This window comes from Pseudomonas inefficax, assembly GCF_900277125.1.
Classification (GTDB): domain Bacteria; phylum Pseudomonadota; class Gammaproteobacteria; order Pseudomonadales; family Pseudomonadaceae; genus Aquipseudomonas; species Aquipseudomonas inefficax.
The window spans coordinates 1-2,988 of record NZ_OPYN01000214.1; the positions used below are offsets into that span (position 1 = coordinate 1).

Annotated in this window: 3 protein-coding genes; 2 read left to right on the forward strand and 1 reads right to left on the reverse strand. The window is 65.6% G+C overall.

Annotated features, from left to right (window positions below; all coding sequences use genetic code 11):
- Positions 1 to 698: 2-hydroxyacid dehydrogenase (locus JV551A3_RS26985; RefSeq protein ID WP_133979266.1), on the forward strand; the 698-nt coding region annotated here is incomplete at its 5' end.
- A gap of 134 nt (positions 699 to 832) precedes the next feature.
- On the opposite strand, the gene JV551A3_RS26990 is transcribed toward JV551A3_RS26985, so the two are convergent.
- Entirely contained in the window at positions 833 to 1,735 is a 903-nt protein-coding gene (locus JV551A3_RS26990; protein WP_133979268.1) for a DMT family transporter, read from the reverse strand.
- Between the two features lie 273 nt (positions 1,736 to 2,008).
- Here JV551A3_RS26990 and JV551A3_RS26995 point away from each other — a divergent pair, with 273 nt between their 5' ends.
- Positions 2,009 to 2,884: a helix-turn-helix domain-containing protein gene (locus JV551A3_RS26995; protein ID WP_133979270.1), complete on the forward strand. Its 876-nt coding sequence runs from the start codon at positions 2,009 to 2,011 to the stop codon at positions 2,882 to 2,884.
- Positions 2,885 to 2,988: the final 104 nt, after the last annotated feature.

The window sequence follows — 2,988 nt, forward strand, 5'->3', positions numbered from 1 at the left end:
CCANCACCCCCGACGTGCTGACCGAAAGCACCGCCGACCTGGGCTTCTCGCTGATCATGGGCTGCGCCCGCCGCACCGCCGAGCTGGATGCCTGGACCAAGGCCGGCAACTGGCAAGCTACCGTAGGCCCGGCGCACTTCGGCAGCGATGTGCACGGCAAGACCCTGGGCATCGTCGGCATGGGCAACATCGGTGCCGCCATTGCCCGCCGCGGCCGGTTCGGCTTCAACATGCAGGTGATCTATTCCGGCAACAGCCACAAGACCGCGCTGGAGCAAGAGCTGGGGGCGCAGTTCCGCAGCCTGGAGCAACTGCTGGCCGAAGCCGACTTTGTCTGCATCGTGGTGCCGTTGTCCGATGCCACCCGCAAGCTGATCGGTGCGCGTGAGTTGCAATTGATGAAACCGAGCGCGTTCCTGATCAATATCGCCCGCGGGCCGGTGGTGGACGAGGCGGCGCTGATCGAGGCACTGCAGAGCGGTACCCTTCGCGGTGCGGGCCTGGATGTGTACGAGAAAGAGCCGCTGAGCGACTCGCCGCTGTTCAAGCTGCCCAATGCCCTGACCTTGCCGCACGTTGGCTCGGCCACTGCCGAAACCCGCGAGGCCATGGCCAACCGGGCAATCGACAACCTGCGCGCGGCGCTGCTGGGTGAGCGGCCGCGGGACCTGGTGAACCCGCAGGTGTGGAAGGGCTGATAGCCCTCTACTGCCTGCACCGGCCCTTTCGCGGGTAAACCCGCTCCCACAGGTATTGCACAGGCTCTGAGGTCTGTGGGGTATCTGTGGGAGCGGGTTTACCCGCGAAGAGGCCGGTGCAGACAACCCATCACCTACTTGACCACCACAACACCCTCAGACATCCTGGCCTTGGGCTTGCGAAACACCAGCACATTCCCCGCCATCACCGCCACCAGCCCCAACAAGGCCGGCGCCGTCCACTGATATCCCTCGGCCACCGCCGACACATTCAGCGCCACCAACGGGAACAGCACCGTGCAGTACGCCGCCCGCTCCGGCCCCATGCGCCCGACCAGGGTCAGGTAGGCGGTAAAGGCGATCACCGAGCCCGGCACCACCAGGTACAGCAACGAGCCGATGTACCGCACGTTCCACTCCATGCTGAATGGCACGCCGCTGACCACGCAGAACACCGCCAGCATCACCGCCCCGTAGACCATGCCCCAGGCATTGGTGGTCATGGGTTTGAGCCCGGCCTTCTGCTGCATGCTCGACAGCATGTTGCCGGCAGAGAAGCACAGCGTGCCGAGCAAGGCCAGGCCGAGGCCGTACAGGGTTTCGCGGCTGGCCGCGTGGTGGGACAGCTCGGGCCAGAACAGCAGGCCCAGGCCAAGTAACCCCAGGGCGCCACCGCCAAGCACATTGCTGGCGATCTTCTGGCCGAAGAAGATCCGCGCGTTGAGCGCGTTCCACAGGGTGGCGGTGGAGAACACCACGGCGATCAGGCCGCTGGCAATCCACTGGCTGGCGCTGAGGAAGCAGATGAAGTTGACGCAGAACAGGCACAGGCCCTGGGCCAGGCAAATCTGGTGGCCACGCCGGTTCATCGGCTGCAGGCGGCGGGTGAGCAGCAGGAAGGCGAACAGGATCAGCCCGGCCAGGGCGAAGCGGTAGACAATCGAGACCGGAATGGCGACCACGCCCAACTGGAGTTTCAGGGCGATCCAGGTGGTGCCCCAGATCAGGACGGTGAGCAGGTAGAGTGACAGGTTCATCGGTGGGGCTCCTCAGGCGATCGACCATGCATCCCGGGGCCGCTGTGCGGCCCATCGCCGGCAAGCCAGCTCCCACAGGGACAGCGTCAACCTCAAGCTGGGCACTGACCTGTGGGAGCTGGCTTGCCGGCGATCGAGGGCGCAGCCCTCGCCAGTGCAATCAGTGTTCGCCCTGCCCGACACTTTGCGCTTGCACAAACTTGCGCATTTGTCCCGCTGGTGGCTGTAAGCCCGCCCAAGGCGCAGTAGGATGGCTGGCAAGAGGAACCGCCCATGACCCCACTTACCCAGCTGCAAGTGTTCAACGCCATGCACGCCTCGCCCCATGCCCGGCTGGAGCTGAGCGCGCACCTGGGCGACGGGCTGGCGGCAGCGTTGTGGAGCAACCGCGACGATGCCCGCGATTACCAGGCACCGAGCCATCACACCCTGTCGTGCTACATCGCCGACGGCACCGGCACCTTTCGCCGCCAGCGCCCCGGCGACAAAGGGGCACCCGACAAGCTGTGCGTGATGCCGGCCGGGCATGAATCGAACTGGGTGGTCAATGGCGCGATCCGCCTGGCACACCTGTATGTCAGCGAGGCCCAATTTGCCCTGGGTTGCGTGCGCCTGCTCGACCGAGAACCGCGTGAGCTGCAACTGCAGGAAGCGACCTTTCTCGATGACCCGCAGCAGGCCAAGCGCTTTCGCCAGCTGATAACCCTGGACTGGGGCGAACCAGGCGAACGCTTGCTGGCCAGCAGCCTGGCGCACGATATCGTCGACCATGCGCTATTCAACCAGGTCGGGCTGCGCCAGGGCCTGCGCCTGAAAGGCGGGCTGGCACCGAGCCTGCGCCGGCAAATGGTCGACTACATCGAAGCGCACCTTGACCAGCCCATCACCCTGGGTGAACTGGCCTTGCGCTGCAACCTGTCCGAATACCACTTTGCGCGCATGTTCCGCGCCAGTTTCGGGCTGCCGCCGCATCAATATCTGCTGGCCCGGCGGCTGCATCGGGCCTGCCAGCTGTTGCGGTTGGGGGTGATGCCGCTGGGGGAGATTGCCCTGTCGTGCGGGTTTGCCAGTGCCAGCCATTTCAGCAACCTGTTCCGCCAGGCGGTCGGTGCAACACCGGGCGAATACCGTAGTGCTTTCTGTTCGTGATATTGGGGCCGCTTTGCGGCCCTTCGCGGGCACGCCCGCTCCCACAGTGACCGCGGCGCTGCCCATACTTGTGGGAGCGGGCGTGCCCGCGAAGGGCTGCAAAG

Bases quoted from the DNA above. Each gene is read 5' to 3' on its own strand.
- JV551A3_RS26990 (WP_133979268.1), bottom strand. From the start codon at position 1,735: ATGAACCTGTCACTCTACCTGCTCACCGTCCTGATCTGGGGCACCACC.
- JV551A3_RS26995 (WP_133979270.1), top strand. From the start codon at position 2,009: ATGACCCCACTTACCCAGCTGCAAGTGTTCAACGCCATGCACGCCTCG.